At 41.2% G+C, this 16,956-nt stretch carries 19 protein-coding genes and 1 pseudogene; 3 read left to right on the top strand and 17 right to left on the bottom strand.

All coding sequences use genetic code 11. The features are described 5' to 3' along the window. Positions 1 to 20: 20 nt before the first annotated feature. Together GMC92_RS00210 and GMC92_RS00205 are read left to right on the top strand one after the other, a co-directional pair. Complete coding sequence (locus tag GMC92_RS00210) at positions 21 to 848, top strand: exodeoxyribonuclease III (RefSeq protein ID WP_155199413.1); 828 nt, start codon at positions 21 to 23, stop codon at positions 846 to 848. 11 nt (positions 849 to 859) lie between these two features. Then, positions 860 to 1,246 carry a bleomycin resistance protein gene (locus tag GMC92_RS00205; protein ID WP_021152848.1) on the top strand — a complete coding sequence of 129 codons (387 nt, stop codon included), beginning with the start codon at positions 860 to 862 and terminating at the stop codon, positions 1,244 to 1,246. 84 nt (positions 1,247 to 1,330) lie between these two features. Here GMC92_RS00205 and GMC92_RS00200 read toward each other — a convergent pair whose 3' ends face one another. Beyond that, positions 1,331 to 1,984, bottom strand: a complete 654-nt coding sequence (locus GMC92_RS00200; protein ID WP_201036872.1) for a hypothetical protein — start codon at positions 1,982 to 1,984, stop codon at positions 1,331 to 1,333. 100 nt (positions 1,985 to 2,084) lie between these two features. Here GMC92_RS00200 and GMC92_RS00195 point away from each other — a divergent pair. After that, a pseudogene (locus tag GMC92_RS00195) lies at positions 2,085 to 2,177 on the top strand (bleomycin resistance protein); the annotation flags it as partial. A 205-nt stretch (positions 2,178 to 2,382) separates the two neighbouring features. Here GMC92_RS00195 and GMC92_RS00190 read toward each other — a convergent pair. The 16 genes from GMC92_RS00190 to GMC92_RS00115 all read right to left on the bottom strand — a co-directional run bounded on the left by GMC92_RS00190 (position 2,383) and on the right by GMC92_RS00115 (position 16,701). Then, complete coding sequence (locus tag GMC92_RS00190; protein ID WP_155125153.1) at positions 2,383 to 4,350, bottom strand: peptide ABC transporter substrate-binding protein; 1,968 nt, start codon at positions 4,348 to 4,350, stop codon at positions 2,383 to 2,385. Positions 4,351 to 4,615: 265 nt separating this feature from the next. Beyond that, positions 4,616 to 5,239, bottom strand: coding sequence for an endonuclease III (nth, locus tag GMC92_RS00185; protein WP_049506625.1), 624 nt, complete (start codon positions 5,237 to 5,239; stop codon positions 4,616 to 4,618). A gap of 138 nt (positions 5,240 to 5,377) precedes the next feature. Next, entirely contained in the window at positions 5,378 to 6,070 is a 693-nt protein-coding gene (locus tag GMC92_RS00180; RefSeq protein ID WP_155199412.1) for a 5'-methylthioadenosine/adenosylhomocysteine nucleosidase, read from the bottom strand. Positions 6,071 to 6,094: 24 nt separating this feature from the next. Further along, positions 6,095 to 6,430, bottom strand: a complete 336-nt coding sequence (gene macP, locus GMC92_RS00175; RefSeq protein WP_155171489.1) for a cell wall synthase accessory phosphoprotein MacP — start codon at positions 6,428 to 6,430, stop codon at positions 6,095 to 6,097. An 11-nt stretch (positions 6,431 to 6,441) separates the two neighbouring features. Beyond that, on the bottom strand, positions 6,442 to 6,987 hold the full coding sequence (locus GMC92_RS00170; RefSeq protein ID WP_155199411.1) for an NUDIX hydrolase: 546 nt from the start codon (positions 6,985 to 6,987) through the stop codon (positions 6,442 to 6,444). 9 nt (positions 6,988 to 6,996) lie between these two features. Beyond that, positions 6,997 to 8,376, bottom strand: coding sequence for a bifunctional UDP-N-acetylglucosamine diphosphorylase/glucosamine-1-phosphate N-acetyltransferase GlmU (gene glmU, locus GMC92_RS00165; protein ID WP_155199410.1), 1,380 nt, complete (start codon positions 8,374 to 8,376; stop codon positions 6,997 to 6,999). Between the two features lie 379 nt (positions 8,377 to 8,755). Next, positions 8,756 to 9,196 (bottom strand): ASCH domain-containing protein, encoded by a 441-nt coding sequence (locus GMC92_RS00160; RefSeq protein WP_134974710.1) that lies wholly within the window; start codon positions 9,194 to 9,196, stop codon positions 8,756 to 8,758. Further along, entirely contained in the window at positions 9,193 to 9,690 is a 498-nt protein-coding gene (locus GMC92_RS00155) for an NUDIX hydrolase (protein WP_155199409.1), read from the bottom strand. The genes GMC92_RS00160 and GMC92_RS00155 overlap by 4 nt, the downstream gene beginning before the upstream one ends. Positions 9,691 to 9,789: 99 nt before the next feature. Then, positions 9,790 to 10,992 carry an ABC transporter permease gene (locus GMC92_RS00150; RefSeq protein ID WP_049486388.1) on the bottom strand — a complete coding sequence of 401 codons (1,203 nt, stop codon included), beginning with the start codon at positions 10,990 to 10,992 and terminating at the stop codon, positions 9,790 to 9,792. Positions 10,993 to 10,996: 4 nt separating this feature from the next. Further along, entirely contained in the window at positions 10,997 to 11,656 is a 660-nt protein-coding gene (locus tag GMC92_RS00145) for an ABC transporter ATP-binding protein (RefSeq protein ID WP_024055043.1), read from the bottom strand. Positions 11,657 to 12,039: 383 nt separating this feature from the next. Further along, positions 12,040 to 12,738 (bottom strand): 3-oxoacyl-ACP reductase, encoded by a 699-nt coding sequence (locus GMC92_RS00140; RefSeq protein WP_049474267.1) that lies wholly within the window; start codon positions 12,736 to 12,738, stop codon positions 12,040 to 12,042. Continuing rightward, a complete protein-coding gene (locus tag GMC92_RS00135; RefSeq protein WP_000141913.1) occupies positions 12,731 to 12,967 on the bottom strand; it encodes a DUF2829 domain-containing protein in 237 nt (78 codons plus the stop codon). Before GMC92_RS00135 ends, GMC92_RS00140 begins: the two co-directional genes overlap by 8 nt. A 105-nt stretch (positions 12,968 to 13,072) precedes the next feature. Next, positions 13,073 to 14,464: an APC family permease gene (locus GMC92_RS00130; RefSeq protein ID WP_155199408.1), complete on the bottom strand. Its 1,392-nt coding sequence runs from the start codon at positions 14,462 to 14,464 to the stop codon at positions 13,073 to 13,075. A gap of 286 nt (positions 14,465 to 14,750) precedes the next feature. After that, the gene (locus GMC92_RS00125; RefSeq protein WP_155199407.1) at positions 14,751 to 15,581 is read right to left on the bottom strand and encodes a hypothetical protein; all 831 of its coding nucleotides are present in this window, start codon (positions 15,579 to 15,581) and stop codon (positions 14,751 to 14,753) included. Then, positions 15,578 to 16,378 carry a hypothetical protein gene (locus tag GMC92_RS00120; protein ID WP_155199406.1) on the bottom strand — a complete coding sequence of 267 codons (801 nt, stop codon included), beginning with the start codon at positions 16,376 to 16,378 and terminating at the stop codon, positions 15,578 to 15,580. Before GMC92_RS00120 ends, GMC92_RS00125 begins: the two co-directional genes overlap by 4 nt. Next, the gene (locus GMC92_RS00115) at positions 16,372 to 16,701 is read right to left on the bottom strand and encodes a PadR family transcriptional regulator (RefSeq protein ID WP_003012258.1); all 330 of its coding nucleotides are present in this window, start codon (positions 16,699 to 16,701) and stop codon (positions 16,372 to 16,374) included. The genes GMC92_RS00120 and GMC92_RS00115 overlap by 7 nt, the downstream gene beginning before the upstream one ends. Positions 16,702 to 16,956: the final 255 nt, after the last annotated feature.

The following is a 16,956-nucleotide window of genomic DNA, read 5'->3' as shown; positions in this document are numbered from 1 at the left end:
TGTCAAGAAAAGGAAATACAATGAAACTCATTTCATGGAATATCGACTCGCTTAATGCTGCATTAACTAGTGATTCAGCACGCGCCAAACTCTCTCAAGAAGTCCTCCAAACCTTGGTTTCTGAGGATGCAGATATCATTGCCATTCAAGAAACCAAGTTATCCGCCAAAGGTCCTACTAAAAAACACCTCGAAATCCTTGAGGAGCTCTTCCCTGGCTACGAAAACACCTGGCGCTCTTCTCAAGAACCGGCTCGTAAAGGCTACGCTGGAACCATGTTCCTCTATAAAAAAGAGCTCACACCAGTTGTGACTTTCCCAGAAATCGGAGCTCCTTCGACCATGGACTTGGAAGGTCGGATCATTACTTTGGAATTTGATGAATTTTTCGTGACTCAGGTCTACACACCTAACGCTGGTGATGGACTCAAACGTTTGGAAGAACGTCAAATTTGGGACGTTAAGTATGCTGAATATTTGGCTGAATTAGACAAAGAAAAAACCGTCCTTGCAACTGGGGACTACAACGTTGCCCACAAGGAAATTGACCTTGCTAACCCAGCCAGTAACCGCCGTTCGCCAGGATTCACAGACGAAGAACGCGAAGGATTTACAAATCTTTTGGCCAAAGGATTTACAGATACCTTCCGCCATGTCCATGGTGATGTCCCAGAACGCTACACTTGGTGGGCACAACGTAGCAAGACTTCAAAAATCAACAATACAGGCTGGAGAATCGACTATTGGTTAACCTCAAACCGCATTGCAGATAAGGTTACTAAATCAGACATGATTGACTCAGGCGCACGCCAAGACCACACACCGATTGTCTTGGAAATTGAATTATAAGGATTTTCTTTATGAACTACAATGCAGTAATTCCCGAGTTTATGGTTTCGAATATAGAACAGTCCCGTTCCTTCTACTGTGATTTGCTCGGTTTCACCATCGAATACGAGCGCCCAGAAGAAAAATTTCTCTTCCTGTCTCTTGAAGATTGCCAGCTCATGCTAGAGGAGGGGACAGTTGAAGAATTAGCTGAACTAACCTACCCATTTGGCCAAGGAATTAACATCTCCTTTGGTATAGAGGATGTCCCTAGGCTCTATCAGAAATTGTTAGAAGCCAACTATCCTATTCATCGCCCATTAATTAAAAGAAAATTTCGTGTTGACGACCATTATATCTATCCTCATGAATTTGCAATTCTGGATCCAGATGGCTATTTTTTAAGATTTAGTGAATAAGAAAATAGATCACTAGAGTAGAAAAAGAAACAAAAAAAGAAAGAGACTAATCACATTGATTAGTCTCTTTTAGTTTTTTAAGGATTATTTCCCCGGAGTATTCGGATCTAGGCCCCAAGATTGCTCGAGAACAGGTCTTAAGGATTTAATCATATCTTCTGAACCTTGGATTATGATTGTGTATACTTTATCTCCTTTTTGGAATACCCATACGTATAAAGTACTCCCATCTTTAACTGTTACTTTTATTAAGAAAGCGTCCCCACCGGCAAATATAGCTTTTACACCTTCTATACTAGTTCGATTTTTGTGTTTTCCGAATGAGCTATATAAACGGTTCGCAAGTAACTCTGCGTCAAAGGTTTCGTTGGGGCCAAGTTTAACAGTATCTTTAGTGTTTGAATCCATTATTAACGCATTGTGTTTATCTGGTGATAAATATTCGAGCGCTTTGCTACTTCGAGTAGTGCGTACGACCCAATCTTTAGGGATATTGATATAACCATATTTTTCATTTCCGATACGTTGAGTATCTGCAAGGGATATTTCTTTTGCCCCAGAAGAAGACCCAGGAGTTGTTGTTTGAGTTGTTGTCGTTGGTGCATCCGTAGTTTCTTTAGTGACTTCAGTTGTTGGTGCTGCTGTAGTTTCGTTTGTTTTCTTTTCTCTATTTCCGCATGCTGCTAGTATAAATGCAGATAGGAGCGTCATAGAACCTAATAAGATTTTGTTTTTCACAATGCTTAACCTCCTTAAGTGGTTGACTTACAAATATTTTATCATTTTTTAGAGTTTATTTAAATAGGAAACGTTTTCGCTAAAAAGCATAGGGTACAACAAAAGAGAATTTCTTGTTGGCGACCATTATATCTATCCCCATGAATTTGCAGTTTTAGATCCAGATGGCTATTTTTTAAGATTTAGTGAATAGAATGATGATCACCCGTCTATAGTTAAGAGGCTGGGCCAAAAGTCCTAGCCTCTTAACTGTTTTTGGATTGCCGAGCAAGATGCAGTGGTTGATCTATCTTTCATCTAAAAGAACGAGATGGACTAACATTCGATACCTAAAAAACCGGAACCCTCACATGAAGGTTCCGACTTTTTTTATCCTCATTGATGGAACAATGATTGATTTATTTTTTCTTTTCGATGTGATCTTTGAGATCTTCTTGAGCTTTTTTATTGGATTCTGCTTTTTTCTTCAACCATTCTTCTTTGGCCTTGTTAAAGTCTTTTGTTGTGACAACATCTTTGGACATTTCAAGGTATTTGTAGAAGGTTCCTGTTCCTTTTGTACCAACCCATGAAGCAGCACGGCTGTATGGTACGGTCCGTTGAAGCATTGGAGCACCACCATTTGAAACAGTTGGAAGCGTAATCGAGCTATCTGTCAACCATGCTTGCGCTGCTGCATATTTTTCATAGCGTTTAGCTTGATCCAACAATTCAGCATCGGCGTCTTTCAACATGTTAGCGTATTGATCCAAACCAACTGTTGCAATGGCTGGATTGTTTGAACCTGCATCAATACCAAGATAGTAGAAGACAGAACCATTTACTGGGCTGATACTTTCGAGGTAAGTCGATGGGTCTTGGTAGTCAGGAGCCCAACCACCGCCTGAGATATCGTAATCTCTCGCAGCAGCAGTATCGCTGAAGTAGGTGATATTTTGGAAATCATCATCCGAAACCTTTTGAAGGTCTACAACGACATTGTCTGCACCAAGCGCTGACTCTACAGATTGTTTGAAGGAGCTAGCTTGTTGGACCATGCTGTTGTCCACTTGGCTGACAATGTAGTCCAAATGAATTGGGAATTGAACGCCTTGTTTTTGCAATTCAGCTTTGGCTTTCGCAAATGAAGCTTTGGCTTTTTCTGGGTTGTAAAGGCTAGTTTGACCATCGGCCAGGCTCACACCCTTCCATTGATCCCCATAGGTAACCAATTGTTTTTCAACGACCTTACCAAAATCTTCTCCATTGACTTGGACATAAGTTGGTGGTACCAAGGTGCTACGAAGGGTATTTTCAGCCGCATCAGATCCAGATACTTGTGCCGCATAAGATTTGCGGTCAAAGGCAAAGTTCACTGCTTGACGGAAGTCCTTGTTCAAGATTGCTTTCTTGGTATAAGCTTTTTGTTCATCCGTTGTTTTGGCTGTATGGTCATACTTTTGACGGTCCAAGTTGAATCCAAGATAGTAGGATGTTCCCAATTGCAAACCGTAGACAATGTTGTCGCCAAAGTTTTTCTTGACACTCTTATAAGTTGAGCTATTTGGCATAACAGATGCAAAGGAGTATTGACCTTTTTCAAAGTTCTTAATGATAGAATCTGGATTAGATCCATCGTTAAAGGTCAATTTGACATTATCGATATGAACATTTTTCGCATCGTAATAGTCTTTGTTCTTGACCAATTCAATCTCAGATTTTGAAGTCAAAGATTTCAAGTAGAATGGACCATTGTATAAGATGCTGCTAGGTTTCAAAGAACCAAAGTCTTTTCCTTGAGATTTCAAGAAATCCGCATTGACTGGGAAAAGAACGCCTGAGGTTGTTTTTGAGTTCCAGAAGCTTTCTGGACGGACCAAGGTATATTGGATGGTGTGATCGTCTAAGGCTTTCACTCCAACCGTGTTAAAGTCTCTGGTTTCCCCTTTTACATAGGCATCCAGACCTTTGATCGAATTTTGAATCAGGAAGAGACCTTCTGATTTCGATTCAACCGCATGTTTGATCCCTGTCACAAAGTCTTGAGCAGTTACAGCACCATATTCTTCCCCTTCACTCGTATACCATTTGGCATCCTTACGAAGTTTGTAAGTATAGGTTAATCCATCTTCAGAGACAGTCCAATCTTCTGCTAGACTTGGTACAAAGTTTCCGTATCGGTCATTTTCAAGAAGACCATCTACAAGGTTACTTGTGATATCTGAAGTTGTTGTACGAGTTGCAGCGATATAATCCAAGGTATTTGGGTCGGCTGAATAGACAAATGAGTAGGTTGCTTGATTGCTACTACCACCGCTACATGCTGCTAAGAGAAAGGCACCTGCAACGGAAACTCCTGCAAGAGCTAACAGTTTTTTTGCTTTCATCACTATCTCCTTATGTTAGATTTTCTACCATTATACACTATTTCTTAAAAAAAACCAAATTTATTTAAAAAAAGTTCGTTATTTCTGAATGAATATAATAAGATGTCAAGAAAATGCATCTTGAAATCAATCTCAAAGAAGCTGGATAAGCGAGTCTAGGCACCTCCCCTCACAGATCACAAAGCCTCAGTTTTCGATCATTTTAATAAATATACGTTTCAGCACAAAAAAGAACCTCTGCACTTTCTAGCAGAGGAACTGATTGCTAATCAAAATGATAGAGTTGTGGGTACTGATCACATTCAGGATTTTTAGGATGGCAGATAGCCCGTCCAAAATAGATCATGGCTTGATGGGCTGCTAGCCATTCGCTTTTTGGTAAAACATCCATGACTCGTTTTTCCACTTCCAAGGGCGTCGCTGACTTCTTGACAATGTCATGGTGCTTGCAGATCCGCTCCACATGGGTATCGACAGCAAAGGCTGGAATCCCAAAGCCTACACTCATGACGACATTTGCTGTCTTACGTCCTACTCCTGCCAGGCTTTCTAACTCTTCACGAGTCTGAGGCACCTGCCCATCAAAGTTGTCTAGCAATTGTTGGGCACATTTTTTGAGAAATTTGGCCTTATTTCGATAGAGGCCTAATTTAGAAATATGCTTGGCGATAGCTGCTTCACTGGCTGCTGCCATAGCTTGCGGGGTTGGAAAAGCCGCAAACAAACCTGGTGTCGCTTTGTTAACAGCCGCATCAGTCGTCTGAGCCGAGAGCATAACCGCTACTAACAATTCAAAATGATTACGAAAATCCAGACTCGGTTTCGCATCTGGAAAAAGGGCGATAATTTCTTCAATCACATGACGTGCCCGTTTTTTTGATAAAACCATATTCTCTCCTTTACATCACTTGTCTTTATTATAGCATGAAAGTACTCTATTTCTGGAAGAATCGGCTTTAAAAAAAGAAGAGGGACAAAATGAATTGTAAAAAAATTCATCCAATCCCACTTCTATCTATTGTTTGTTTTATACTAATCTCTTCAAGAAAGTCATCAAGGTTTGAGCAGAGCGCTCACCAGCCTGAACGATAAATTCATCAAAAGAGAGATTGGCCGCGTGATCTGCTGTATCACTCATGGCGCGAATGACCATGAAGGGACGTCCAGCTGCATGAGCGGCTTGGGCAATGGCTGCCCCTTCCATCTCAACTGCCAATACTTCTGGAAACTGCTCCCGAATCGATGCAACTTTTTCTTCACTCGCGATAAAGCTATCTCCTGTTGTAATCAAGCCCACATGTGTGGTTGCAGCTTCTCCTTCCAGAACTTTTTTCATTTCTGATACGAAATATCGACTGGATTCAAAGTAAAGCGGTTGACCTGCCATTTGACCATACTTGTAGCCAAAGGCTGTCACATCCACATCATGATAGGCCAGTTTGTCGGCAAGGACAATATCCCCAACAGCCATTCCCGGTGCAACTGCTCCTGCAGATCCGGTATTGATAATGGCTTCCACTTTAAAATCATTGGCTAGAACCGCTACACTCATGGCAGACATGACTTTCCCGATGCCACTTTCAACCAAAACGACTTCATGGCGACCAATCGATCCTGTATAGTAGACTTTTCCAAGACGCAGATGCTTTTCCCCATTTTCAAGGGCTTCAACCAGAATCTTTAACTCCTGGGGCATGGCTGCGATAATTCCAATTTTCATATCCATTCTCTCCTTGTGACGACCTTACAGACGCCAAATAGCAATGATCAAAACAATAAGGAGCACAATGATCCAGAATAAAATCTTATTGAGTTTGGATTGGACCACACTTTGTTTACGCTCTTCAATGCGACGACTCTTGGTCACAGTGGGCTCCACTTGTATCTGCAAGGTATCCTGTGAATAGCTCTCCTGCGGGCGCTCCATCCGGCTTTCTCTCATAGGACGTTCGTAGCCAAATCCCCTGTGGTCTGTCCGAATAATCTTCGTCTCTTCAGCATCGACCATTTTAGGACTCGAAATGTCCTCACCTCGCCTCGCTCGTTCAATCATTTCATCGGTTAATAAAGGTTTTCCCATTGGATCCTCCTCTATTTATTGATTAAGTCCCAGTATTGGATCGCCATGATGGTCTTGGCATCACAGATTTCGCCAGCTTGGATCAAGTCTTTAGCCTCCTTCAAGGTCACTTCTAGCAGCTCTAAGGTCTCATCTTCATCTTGTGGGCGTGGATGTTCCACTTTTTTCAAATTGGTTGCAGCATAGAGTTTGATCCGCTCGTTGCAAAATCCAATAGCTGAATAAAAATCATACAACAACTCTAGATCCGCTGTGTAACCAATTTCTTCTTCCAATTCACGCAGAGCAGCTGCTTGAGGATCCGCATTTTCACCCTTTTCCAACTTCCCTGCAGGGATCTCTACTGAAGTCCTCTCGATCGCCTTGCGGTACTGCTTGACCAAAATAGTCTTGCCCTCACCTGTGATCGGTAAAACAGCTACTGCTCCATTATGAAAAATTAAATCACGCTGCGCTTGACCTTTTCCGTCAGGTAGTTCTACTTGATCAGTCACCACTTGGAAAATCGGTCCCTGATAAATTTCCTTGCGCTCAATGGTTTTTTCTTCAAATTGCATGAGATTCTCCTATTTATTTTTAGGATGGTGTGGCAAGCGAAGAGCATACTCTTCTTTATTCACTTGACGGCCACGACCAATCGCAATCGCATCAGCTGGTACATCCTTGGTAATGGTTGATCCAGCACCGACTAAGGAATTGTCGCCTAATTCAACTGGCGCAATAATCGTCGAATTGGATCCGACAAAGACATTGTTTCCAATCGTCGTTTTAAACTTATGTTGGCCATCATAATTCACTGTGATGGTTCCTGCACCAAAGTTGACGTTGCTACCAACTTGGCAGTTGCCAATGTAGGTCAAATGACCCGCTTTGGTATTTTCGCCAATAGATGAACCTTTGACTTCGACAAAGTTCCCGATATGGACATCTTTTGCTAGGCTAGAACCAGGACGAATATGAGCATATGGTCCTACCGTTACACCATCAGCTACCGTGCTCTCTTCAATCATAGAGTTGGTGATGACAGCACCTGCACCAATTTCACTGTCCACGATATAGGTTCCATTAGTTAAGACGGTTTCAGCCCCAATTTTTGTGTGCCCTTTTAGGGTAACATTGGCTTCGATTTGCACTTCTGGTGCGATCTCAACATCGACATCGATATAGGCTGCATCTGGATTGACAAAGCTCACCCCATTGACCATGTGGGCTTGGTTAATGCGACGACGCATGATACCTTCTGCTGTTGCAAGGGCCACGCGGTCGTTAACCCCGAGGCTTTCATCAAAGTCTTTCAGCGTATAGGCTCCGACTTTTTCACCAGCTTCACGGAAAATACCGATGACATCTGTGATATAGTATTCACCTTGGGCATTGTTGGTATTGATATTTTTCAAAGCTTCAAAGAGGCGCGCATTGTCAAAGACATAAGTCCCTGTATTGATTTCTTTGATTTGTTTTTCAAAATCTGTCGCATCTTTTTGCTCGACGATGCGAAGCACTTCCGCATTGTCATTACGAACAATCCGACCATAGCCAAATGGATTAGCTGTTTCGGCTGTCAAAATCGTTGCCACATTCTTGTGGTTGATATGGAAGTCGATCAAGTGTTTGAGACTGTCACCCGTAATCAAAGGAGTATCTCCTGCAATGACGAGGGTATGCCCTTCAAGACCTTTCAAGACTGGCTCTGCCATCATGACCGCATGACCAGTTCCCAATTGTTCGGTTTGTTTGACAAACTCTGTTTGTCCCGCTAAGACTTGCTCTACCAATTCCGCCTTGTGGCCCACAACCGTTACCGTCTTCTCAGGTGAGATGGCTCCAACACTACGGAAAACATGTTCCAACATAGAGATCCCAGCAACCTTGTGAAGAACCTTAGGCAGATCTGATTTCATACGGGTACCTTTCCCCGCTGCTAAAATAATGGCATAATTTGGCATAACATTTCTCTTTTCTGTACAATATCGCTTACATTATACCATTTTTTAGCCCTTTTGGAAAATAAGACCCAAACCAAAAAACTCTCCTAGAAGGAGAGTCAGATTAAGATCAAATCTTCGTTGAGACTTTCCTTGGGTGAGTACGGACATCAGCGAACTTCTTCGAAGTTCCATGATTTAGTTTTGAACCTAAAGTTTCAAAACTCCCGAGCGCTTGAAACTTTTAGGTTTCAAGCGCTTTTCTCACAGCGGAAAGTCTCAAAAAATCTTTTAATAGTTCTAAGAACTGGGCAGTATTTTTAGCTTGACACAATCACTAGGTATTTTTTAATAGAAAACAGTTATTCTCTTTTCTGATTTTCTAAAAGAAAAGAGTGTTCTATAATGGATAAACCTTGCGAAATTCTTCTAAAACCACCTTGCTGTCAGGTGTAAAAGTCAGTCCCGCTTCTCCTAAGCAGTCTTTGAAAAAGTCTTCATGAACCTGACGCCAATAAGCTAGAGATTTGTCTCCTTCACCTTCCTTATAGGCATGATCGGCTGACACTTGATGAAAAGGCTGAACGGAAACCTTCGTGACTTCGACAATGCAGACAGCCTGATCTTGACTGTCTAAAATGACATCAAAGGTCCCTTCTTGTGGAAGGGGTTCGTCCTCTACTGCGTAGAGGTCATAAGCTGAGGCGGTTGCTGTTTTTTCGCCTTTAAAGACCAGTTCCGCTAAAAGGTCTGGGTCCACTCCAAAGGCCCAGGCATCTATCTCATCTCCAATAGAGGGATTGATTTGCTTGTAGGCATTCCACATTTCTTGAGGTGTCATAGGTTCTCCTTTTTTTCTTTTACCTTCCAATTTCTATAGCTTGTCAGTTCTAATTCTGGAAATCCTTCTAACTCTGCCTTTACCTTCAATACTAAGGGAGAAGCATTGTCTGCAGTAATTTCTTCCACATTCAACCAAATGGCATTGGCTGAATCATTGCTTCCATCAAGAACCTCCTGAGGAAGGGATTGTTGAGAGCTCTCGAAATCGAGTACGATATCATAAAAGGCCATGATATGATGCACTGCGAAGTCTTTCCCTTCTTCTTGAACCATCACGTCATACATCCTAGGATTAGCGTATCTGCTAATCGTATAGCCCGTCTCTTCCAGAACTTCTCGCTTGAGTGTTTCGGTCAGTCCCTCCCCTAGTTCCTGGCTACCACCCAGTAGATCAAAACGATGCTGATAAGGGCCTCTTGTTTTTTCAATGCAGAGCAGTTTCCCCTCTTGAAGACAGACTCCGTAGACACCAAAGTGATTTTTGATTTCCATCAAATCCTCCTACTTTCATTCAAAGCTCAGTCGATAGTGAAACCAGTATAGCTATTCTTTTTGCAACACCATCTCTTATTGACCCTAATCATTTCTTCTCTATTGATTTAATACCTTTTCAATATCAATTTTAGTAATTTTTCTAGATACCAATAATCCTGCAAAAACTGAAGTGAGTATCCCTATTAATACCGGGAACAACAATCTGGTAAGTTCAATATCTAGTGGTAATCCACTCAAAAAGATGATCAAATAAGAAATAGCAATTCCTATCACCAATCCCGCGCTTGTACCTCGTACTCCCATCATAAAGCTTTCAAATAAATATATTCTTTTTATCTGTCGATCAGATGCACCGATGATTTTAAAAGTTGCGATCTGTTTATGATTCTCCTGAATGGTAATAGCTAGAATATTGATGATATTAATAATCGCTACAATAGAGATAAGAACTATGATTAAGAGGATAAAAAGGTCGATGTAGGAAAACCATCTGGATAGCATATTGATAACATCCTGTTGTGTTGCTACAACAACATCTAATCCTGTTCCTGATAAAGATTGTTTTAAATTTTCATTTTTTAAAACAGTCTTTTCTATCTTGTTTGCTACTTCATTTAAATCAGTTCCATTTTTTACAGTAGCATTCAGATAGTAATACTTATTTGATGAAACGCTACTACTTTTTACATTGATTGCCATCATTTGATTTATTTCTGTTGGCAAGGTAGAAAATAACTGCGCTTCTTGCTTGTCTATAATGCCAGAAATTACAAACTTTTCATAATGATTATCAATCTTAATAGTCACCGTATCTCCGACATTCATTGATGTAGCCTTGTGTACGGAATCTCCGATTAATATTTCATTGTCCTTCTCTGGAAATTTCCCTTCAGCAATTCTAATATTCAGGTTTTTTAAATACTTTTCTTCTAAACAATGGATGGTATTGGAAACCGATGTTTTGCCATTTTGGAATTTGATATCATCCGTAAATAGTAGTTTCACACCTGTAATATTTTTTACTTCATCAATTTTTTTAACTCGATCAATATCATCACTAGAAAATAAAGGTAAAGCTTTATAATTCAGAGAATTTTCTTTATTACCAAAGGCAACAGTAACAACATTTTTATTTGCTACAGTCATTTCTTTAATCATTTTATTATAGAAAGAATTAGAAATGAGCATCACTAAAACAATTAGCAAAACAGAGATCGCTATTGACAGTCGAACTAATCTATATCTTCGTTTGTTAACTTCTAAATCTCTTTTAGCAATGAATAATATGGAATGATTCATTTTATCATCTCCTTACGTACTCAATTTTGCCATCAACAACTGTGCAAATAGACTGCATACTATTCGCCACCTTATCACTATGAGTTACTATTATAATCGTGATACCTAACTCCTCATTGATCCGCTTCAACAATTCTATTATATTTTGTTCGTTAGCAGCGTCTAAATTACCAGTAGGTTCATCTGCTATCAATATTTCTGGATTATTAATAAGAGCTCTTGCCAAGGCAACTCTTTGTTTTTCACCTCCACTAATCTTATCAATACTCTTGCTTAACATTTCCTTTGAAAGACCTAGAGTGTTACAAATTTCGTTAATGTTATTCTCTCCATTTTCAAAAAAATATCTTGGAAGTAGAATATTCTCTTTCACCGTGAAACCTGAAATCAAATTAAAGTTTTGGAAGACACAGCCAATATTCCTACGCCTTACCTTACTCAAATTTTTCATATCTAAAATGGAACTACCACAGACTAAGATATCCCCCTCATTTAAACTGGTAATCCCTAATATTAATTTAACAAGAGTAGTTTTTCCTAATCCAGAACGGCCAACTATTGCAGTCGTGCTACCTTTTTTAAATTCAAAATTACAATTTTTGAAAATATATCTGACATTCGATCCATCACTAAAACATTTAGTAACATTCACTAATTTAATCATGACTTCACCTTCATTCCACAATAACTTAGCAAATCAGTTATACTATTCGTTTCTTCTAAAACAATCTCTTAAGGTTTCAGGTAGAGCCCATTCAAAAAGTTCTTCTGAACTTACCCTCAGTTATCTTCATAATTGTTATTATCCCTGTCTTTTTTTGGTGAAAAAGGCTAGATCTCCATCGTGACCAATCATAAAGAAATCTGATTCATCCTGATCACTCTGGTAGGTTTAATTTCGTTCAGTAAGATCTTCTTTAGCATAGAGGTAAATACCTGTCTCACCACTGTCCTAACTTAATTGTTCACCTAGGTTTGATCCTCTTTCAGTAAGGAAAAAACAATTACATTTCTTAGCAAGATTTCAACTCTTGCTTTTTCATCCTCCTACTTCAAACTCCAACCACCATCAATGGTAAGGATTTGTCCTTGCATGGCAGATGCCTTCCCGCTAGCCAAAAAGAGGCTGACTTCTGCTACTTCTTCTGGATTAATCCAGCGCTTGATCGGCGTCTCACTGGCTACCCAGTCAGCCAATCCACCTGGTTCAAAATCCGCTGCGGTCATGCCTGTTTTGACAGCCCCAGGAGCAATCCCAAAGACCTGAATACCAGCTTCTGCATAATCCAGGGCCAACTGTTTGGTAAATCCTGCTAAGGCATGCTTGGACGAGGTATAAGCGTGACCGCCGCCTCCTGCCAGGCTAGAAGCAATGGAGCACATATTGATGATGATACCTTGCTTCTTCTCCAACATTTGAGTCAGATAATGCCGCGTCAGCTCCACCGGGGTCACATAGTTGATCTCAAAGATCTCCTGAATCTCCTGAGCGCTTTGCTCCAGAAGCGGTTTGTAATCATCCAAAACTCCGGCTGTATTGCACAAGACTTCTACCTCAGGACACCAATCAAAAATCGGCGTCAAATCAAGAGTTAAGTCCCTCTGTAAGAAGTGAAAATCACCTGCTAACTGGGGATCCGCTCCCTGGTCCACTCCATAGACCTGGTAGCCCTTTTCTAGAAAGAGTCGAGCTTGAGCTAGGCCAATCCCTGAGCTAACACCTGTAATCAAGACTCTTTTAGTCATGGACTTCCACCCAATCTGTCGCTAAAACATCACAAGGTGTTGGACTCCACATGGAGAAACCTTCACCCTCACCAGACACGTTGATGAGGAAATAAGGGGTCACTTCCAGAGCCACCCCATTTTGCTCGATAGTATCAAAGAGTTGGACGTAGTTTTCTGCTCCACCCCATCCTGTTCGCACATATTTTTTCTTAGCCTTTAAGCCTGGTAAAATCTCTTCAAATGTCATGTTTTTTCTCCTTTGTTATCTAGTTAACTTTCTCCCTTTATTATACCAAAAAAAGAGCTTTCTCTATGTAAAAAGCCAGAGTTCTTCTACTCTAGCTTTCATCTTTTATTGATTTTCTTCTGAATGGCGATACCCATAACCGAAATAAATTCCGACCCCGATCAAGAGAGCAACTCCGAAGGCCAGCCAGGTCGATAGGGAATACTGGGTCATAAAGGACAGACAGACCACAATCGACAGGATTGGCAAGACTGGAACCAATGGCGTTTTAAATTCACCAGGTCCAGGAGCCCCGTGTTCCTTGCGCAATTTCAAGAGGGCAAAGGCCAACATAACTAGGTAAGCCAAGGTACAAATATTTAAGAAGGAAGCGATACTGGCTAGTGGAAAGACTCCACCAGCAATAGCAGCCATCGATCCAGCTACTAGTGTTGCATTTTTGGGAATTCTAGTTTTTGGATCAAGTTGTTTCATAGCTTTTGGCAGGAGACCATCCCGCGCCAAACTGTAAATCATCCGTGAGAGGGCAAAGGTCATGGAAATGCAGACGGTAATTAGGGTCAAAATCGCTACCAGCGATACATAATTTCCAGCCCAGCCGGCTCCGACTTGACGAAGGGCAAAGGCAACCGCGTCTTCTACATTTAAGTTCTTAAAAGGAACCATACCAGTCAAAACCAGGGTGACCAAGATATAAAGAACCGTTGTGATCAAGAGACTGAGGACAATCCCGCGAGGGACGTTCTTTTGTGGTTCCTTGATTTCATCGACCGCCATTGAAATGGACTCAAAACCAAGAAAGGCAAAGAACATGAGCGAAGCGCCAGCCATAATCCCTGTTTGACCACCATAGATTTCTCCAAATCCATACGGAGCAAAGTTTGCCCAGTTACCAGGATTTAGGTGAAAAATCCCGACAAGGATAAACAAGGCAAGAGCGGAGAACTTGAGTAAGACCAGCAAGGAATTAAAGCGTAAGACGGCTTTGGCATTCATAAGGACCAAGGCTGTGACTAGGACCATGACCAAAATAGGTAAGAGATCCACATAAGTTCCCGCAGCTGGATCAAAAGTCCCATTTAAAGCCGTCGGCAGACGCCAGCCAAGATTGGCCAACAACCCCTTGAAATAAGCAGCCCAACCTGAGGCAACCCCTGATACGGCGGTCATGAATTCCATCACGGTCAACCAACCTGCAATCCAGGCTGGAAACTCTCCAAAAATGGCATAGAGGTAACTATAGGCTCCACCAGTTGAAGGGATACGAGAGGCAAATTCTGCAAAAAAGAGGGCAGATAAGCCGACGCAAAAAGCCGCAATCACAATCGAAATAATCAAGGCTGGACCAGCTAAATTCGTTGCTGCAGTACCCGTAATCGTGAAGATCCCTGTCCCCACCATGGCACCGATTCCTAAAATAATTAAATCCCACAACCGTAAATGGCGGTTTAACCCTGGGTGAACCTGTCCCAAAGCTTTTTTTCGAAATAGATTCATATCTATTCTCCCATCTAATGAGTTTATTCTATCATACTTGGATCAGAAAAGGGAGTGGGAAAGAAATCGGTCATTCGTTAGAATTCGATTTCGTCGTCCCACCTCCGCACAGTTGAGTAGGGCATCTTTGGAACTTGAAAAGCGAACAACTACTTAGGAAACTTGCTTAGCAAGTCCTATCTACCACCTCAAAGCAGTGCTTTGAGCACTCAACCACTGCGTCTTGCTTGACAATCCAAAAACAATTGAGAGGCCAGGACTTTTGTCCCAGCCCCACTTTTTCTTTCTATTTATCACTTTCCGTCCTATTCTTTTTCAAAGAACGAATCGTAAACCAATAATAAATAACCAGCCCAAAGATGATGATCACTGTGGGCAGAAGAACTGTCATACCAAGATTCTGAACTCCTTGTGCCAAGGTCCAACGATGTAAGAATCCAACCACTAAAAAGGCGACGATAGGAAAGACGAAGGCTTTGCCAAGCTCTTCTTTCCATTGCCAAAGAATGAGAGCGCCACTAGCTCCTGTCATAAGGAGAGTATCCCATGGATTCGGCACTGTCAACCAAGCAAGTGCTGGTAAGAAACGGACCCCCACGATCTCACTAGCGAAATAGACTCCTAGAACCAAAACGATTGCCACATGGATAGCTTTTTTCGACTTTTCTTCTGCAAAAATGAGGCGACGAAGGAGATAGAATAGTAGCCTAATTGCTAGGAGCCCTAAAATACCATCCATTAGATAGACGAGTGGTTTAATAACCAGGACTGCTTGCGAAGCAAAATCACTTAAGAGGCGATAGAAAATCACAATTCCCGAGATGATAGCCCCATATTTCAAAACAGATCGCGTCGATTCTTTGGGCATATTTTCGATGATTTGGTCTGCCATTTCCTTTGGATCGAGACCAAAATAGTCCTTTGCTGTCAAGCCATCCGCTTCTGCTTGCGAAAAGTCTAGTGCTAAATTATAGACCTGCCCTCTCAAAGCCTTCTCCTCATATAAGAAACCGGCGAAATTGAAATAATCCCATAGATCTTGGAAATAAGCTTGGTCCTCCTGGCTAAAGGTTTGAACCAAAACCTGCGTTTCTTCATAATAAATAACTGATGTCATCTTTCTTCCCCCTTTCTTTGGAGACGAAATACAACGAAGGTCAGGACTAGTCCTATGAGAGGAAGTAGCCAGCCTAATAAGTGAGCAGTTTCCTGATTCACAAGACGAATCCAGCATCCCGTAACTAGGAAAGTCAGGCCCATGACTAGTAGACTCGTTATCAAACGCTCCCTGCTTCTATAAGCCATAACCGCAAACCCAAATAGGTCTAGGACAGCAAGAACAACCGCCCAACCATCTGATAAGAAGAGACTCCCAATGTGGCCAAAATAGATCGAAAATAGTCGTACGATGTTCAGAAATACCATCAGGCAGATCACACTGATAAAAATAGCCCAAGACCACTTCATTTCACCATAGCTCTGTTTGGACCAAAGCCACGTGATGAACTGGCTAAACACCAAGAAATTGAGTAGAATGACAATATAGGTTAAGGGTTCGATTTTCAGTGGCGTCATCCAGGTAAAATCCATTAAATAACGCATGCCAACTAAGATCACTCCAAGTAGAATGACGAGTCCCACATAAGATCCTAGAGAGCGTTTAGGCAAATCTGAAAGAACTTGGTCCACCATAGCCCGTGGATCCTTTCCAAAATAATCCACTGCCCGAATGCCTTCTTTCTCAGCAACTTTTAGGTCGCAAACCATATTGTAGAGTTGTTCACCGAGTGCTTCATCATCATAAAAATAGGACTTGGCCCCAATATAAGCGACCATTTTTTTCACATAGGCTTGATCCTCTTTATTTAAATGAATCAATTCATCTGACATTTTTTCTGTATAACTTTCTACCATTCTTCCCCCTCCTTCTTGATACGTTCTACTTTTGTGACCAGCTCCTGCCACTGGTCCCAAAATTCCTCTAAGCGCTCTCTTCCAGCATCACTGAGTGAAAAATACTTGCGATCAGGACCATCTGGAGACGGCCTCATTTCCCCATGAATAACCCCTTGTTTTTCTAATTTTTGAAGCAGGGGATAAATGGTCCCAGCAACAATCTTATCAAATCCCATCTCTTTGAGACTTTGGATCAATTCATAGCCATAGATGGCCTTTTTTGAAATAATCTCAAGCACACAGCCCTCCAAGACTCCCTTTAGTAATTGGGACTCTTTCATCCTTCTCACCTCTTTCTTCACATTTTCCACTAGTTTGTTTTACATACTAGTTATTTCACTATCAGTATACTCTTTCTCGGCTAGTATGTAAAGCATAATAGTAACTTTTTTCAAAAAAATTTTTATTCCTTAAAAATCCCTTAAAATCAAGGTTTCTCTGTATACTCGTGTGTAAATATACAAAAAAAGTTCAAAAAACACTTTATTTTGTAGATTGATTGGAGTATAATAATTAAAATTATTCAAAAGGAGACA

The sequence above is a fragment of the Streptococcus parasanguinis genome (assembly GCF_009717775.1).
Taxonomy (GTDB): Bacteria; Bacillota; Bacilli; order Lactobacillales; family Streptococcaceae; genus Streptococcus; species Streptococcus parasanguinis_AG.
This window is presented reverse-complemented; position numbering and strand designations above follow the sequence as displayed.

What these genes read in the sequence shown, in the direction of transcription:
- GMC92_RS00210 (WP_155199413.1), top strand. Translation starts at nt 21, where the DNA reads ATGAAACTCATTTCATGGAATATCGACTCGCTTAATGCTGCATTAACT.
- GMC92_RS00205 (WP_021152848.1), top strand. Translation starts at nt 860, where the DNA reads ATGAACTACAATGCAGTAATTCCCGAGTTTATGGTTTCGAATATAGAA.
- GMC92_RS00190 (WP_155125153.1), bottom strand. Translation starts at nt 4,350, where the DNA reads ATGAAAGCAAAAAAACTGTTAGCTCTTGCAGGAGTTTCCGTTGCAGGT.
- nth (WP_049506625.1), bottom strand. Translation starts at nt 5,239, where the DNA reads ATGGTTTTATCAAAAAAACGGGCACGTCATGTGATTGAAGAAATTATC.
- GMC92_RS00180 (WP_155199412.1), bottom strand. Translation starts at nt 6,070, where the DNA reads ATGAAAATTGGAATTATCGCAGCCATGCCCCAGGAGTTAAAGATTCTG.
- macP (WP_155171489.1), bottom strand. Translation starts at nt 6,430, where the DNA reads ATGGGAAAACCTTTATTAACCGATGAAATGATTGAACGAGCGAGGCGA.
- GMC92_RS00170 (WP_155199411.1), bottom strand. Translation starts at nt 6,987, where the DNA reads ATGCAATTTGAAGAAAAAACCATTGAGCGCAAGGAAATTTATCAGGGA.
- glmU (WP_155199410.1), bottom strand. Translation starts at nt 8,376, where the DNA reads ATGCCAAATTATGCCATTATTTTAGCAGCGGGGAAAGGTACCCGTATG.
- GMC92_RS00160 (WP_134974710.1), bottom strand. Translation starts at nt 9,196, where the DNA reads ATGACACCTCAAGAAATGTGGAATGCCTACAAGCAAATCAATCCCTCT.
- GMC92_RS00155 (WP_155199409.1), bottom strand. Translation starts at nt 9,690, where the DNA reads ATGGAAATCAAAAATCACTTTGGTGTCTACGGAGTCTGTCTTCAAGAG.
- GMC92_RS00150 (WP_049486388.1), bottom strand. Translation starts at nt 10,992, where the DNA reads ATGAATCATTCCATATTATTCATTGCTAAAAGAGATTTAGAAGTTAAC.
- GMC92_RS00145 (WP_024055043.1), bottom strand. Translation starts at nt 11,656, where the DNA reads ATGATTAAATTAGTGAATGTTACTAAATGTTTTAGTGATGGATCGAAT.
- GMC92_RS00140 (WP_049474267.1), bottom strand. Translation starts at nt 12,738, where the DNA reads ATGACTAAAAGAGTCTTGATTACAGGTGTTAGCTCAGGGATTGGCCTA.
- GMC92_RS00135 (WP_000141913.1), bottom strand. Translation starts at nt 12,967, where the DNA reads ATGACATTTGAAGAGATTTTACCAGGCTTAAAGGCTAAGAAAAAATAT.
- GMC92_RS00130 (WP_155199408.1), bottom strand. Translation starts at nt 14,464, where the DNA reads ATGAATCTATTTCGAAAAAAAGCTTTGGGACAGGTTCACCCAGGGTTA.
- GMC92_RS00125 (WP_155199407.1), bottom strand. Translation starts at nt 15,581, where the DNA reads ATGACATCAGTTATTTATTATGAAGAAACGCAGGTTTTGGTTCAAACC.
- GMC92_RS00120 (WP_155199406.1), bottom strand. Translation starts at nt 16,378, where the DNA reads ATGGTAGAAAGTTATACAGAAAAAATGTCAGATGAATTGATTCATTTA.
- GMC92_RS00115 (WP_003012258.1), bottom strand. Translation starts at nt 16,701, where the DNA reads ATGAAAGAGTCCCAATTACTAAAGGGAGTCTTGGAGGGCTGTGTGCTT.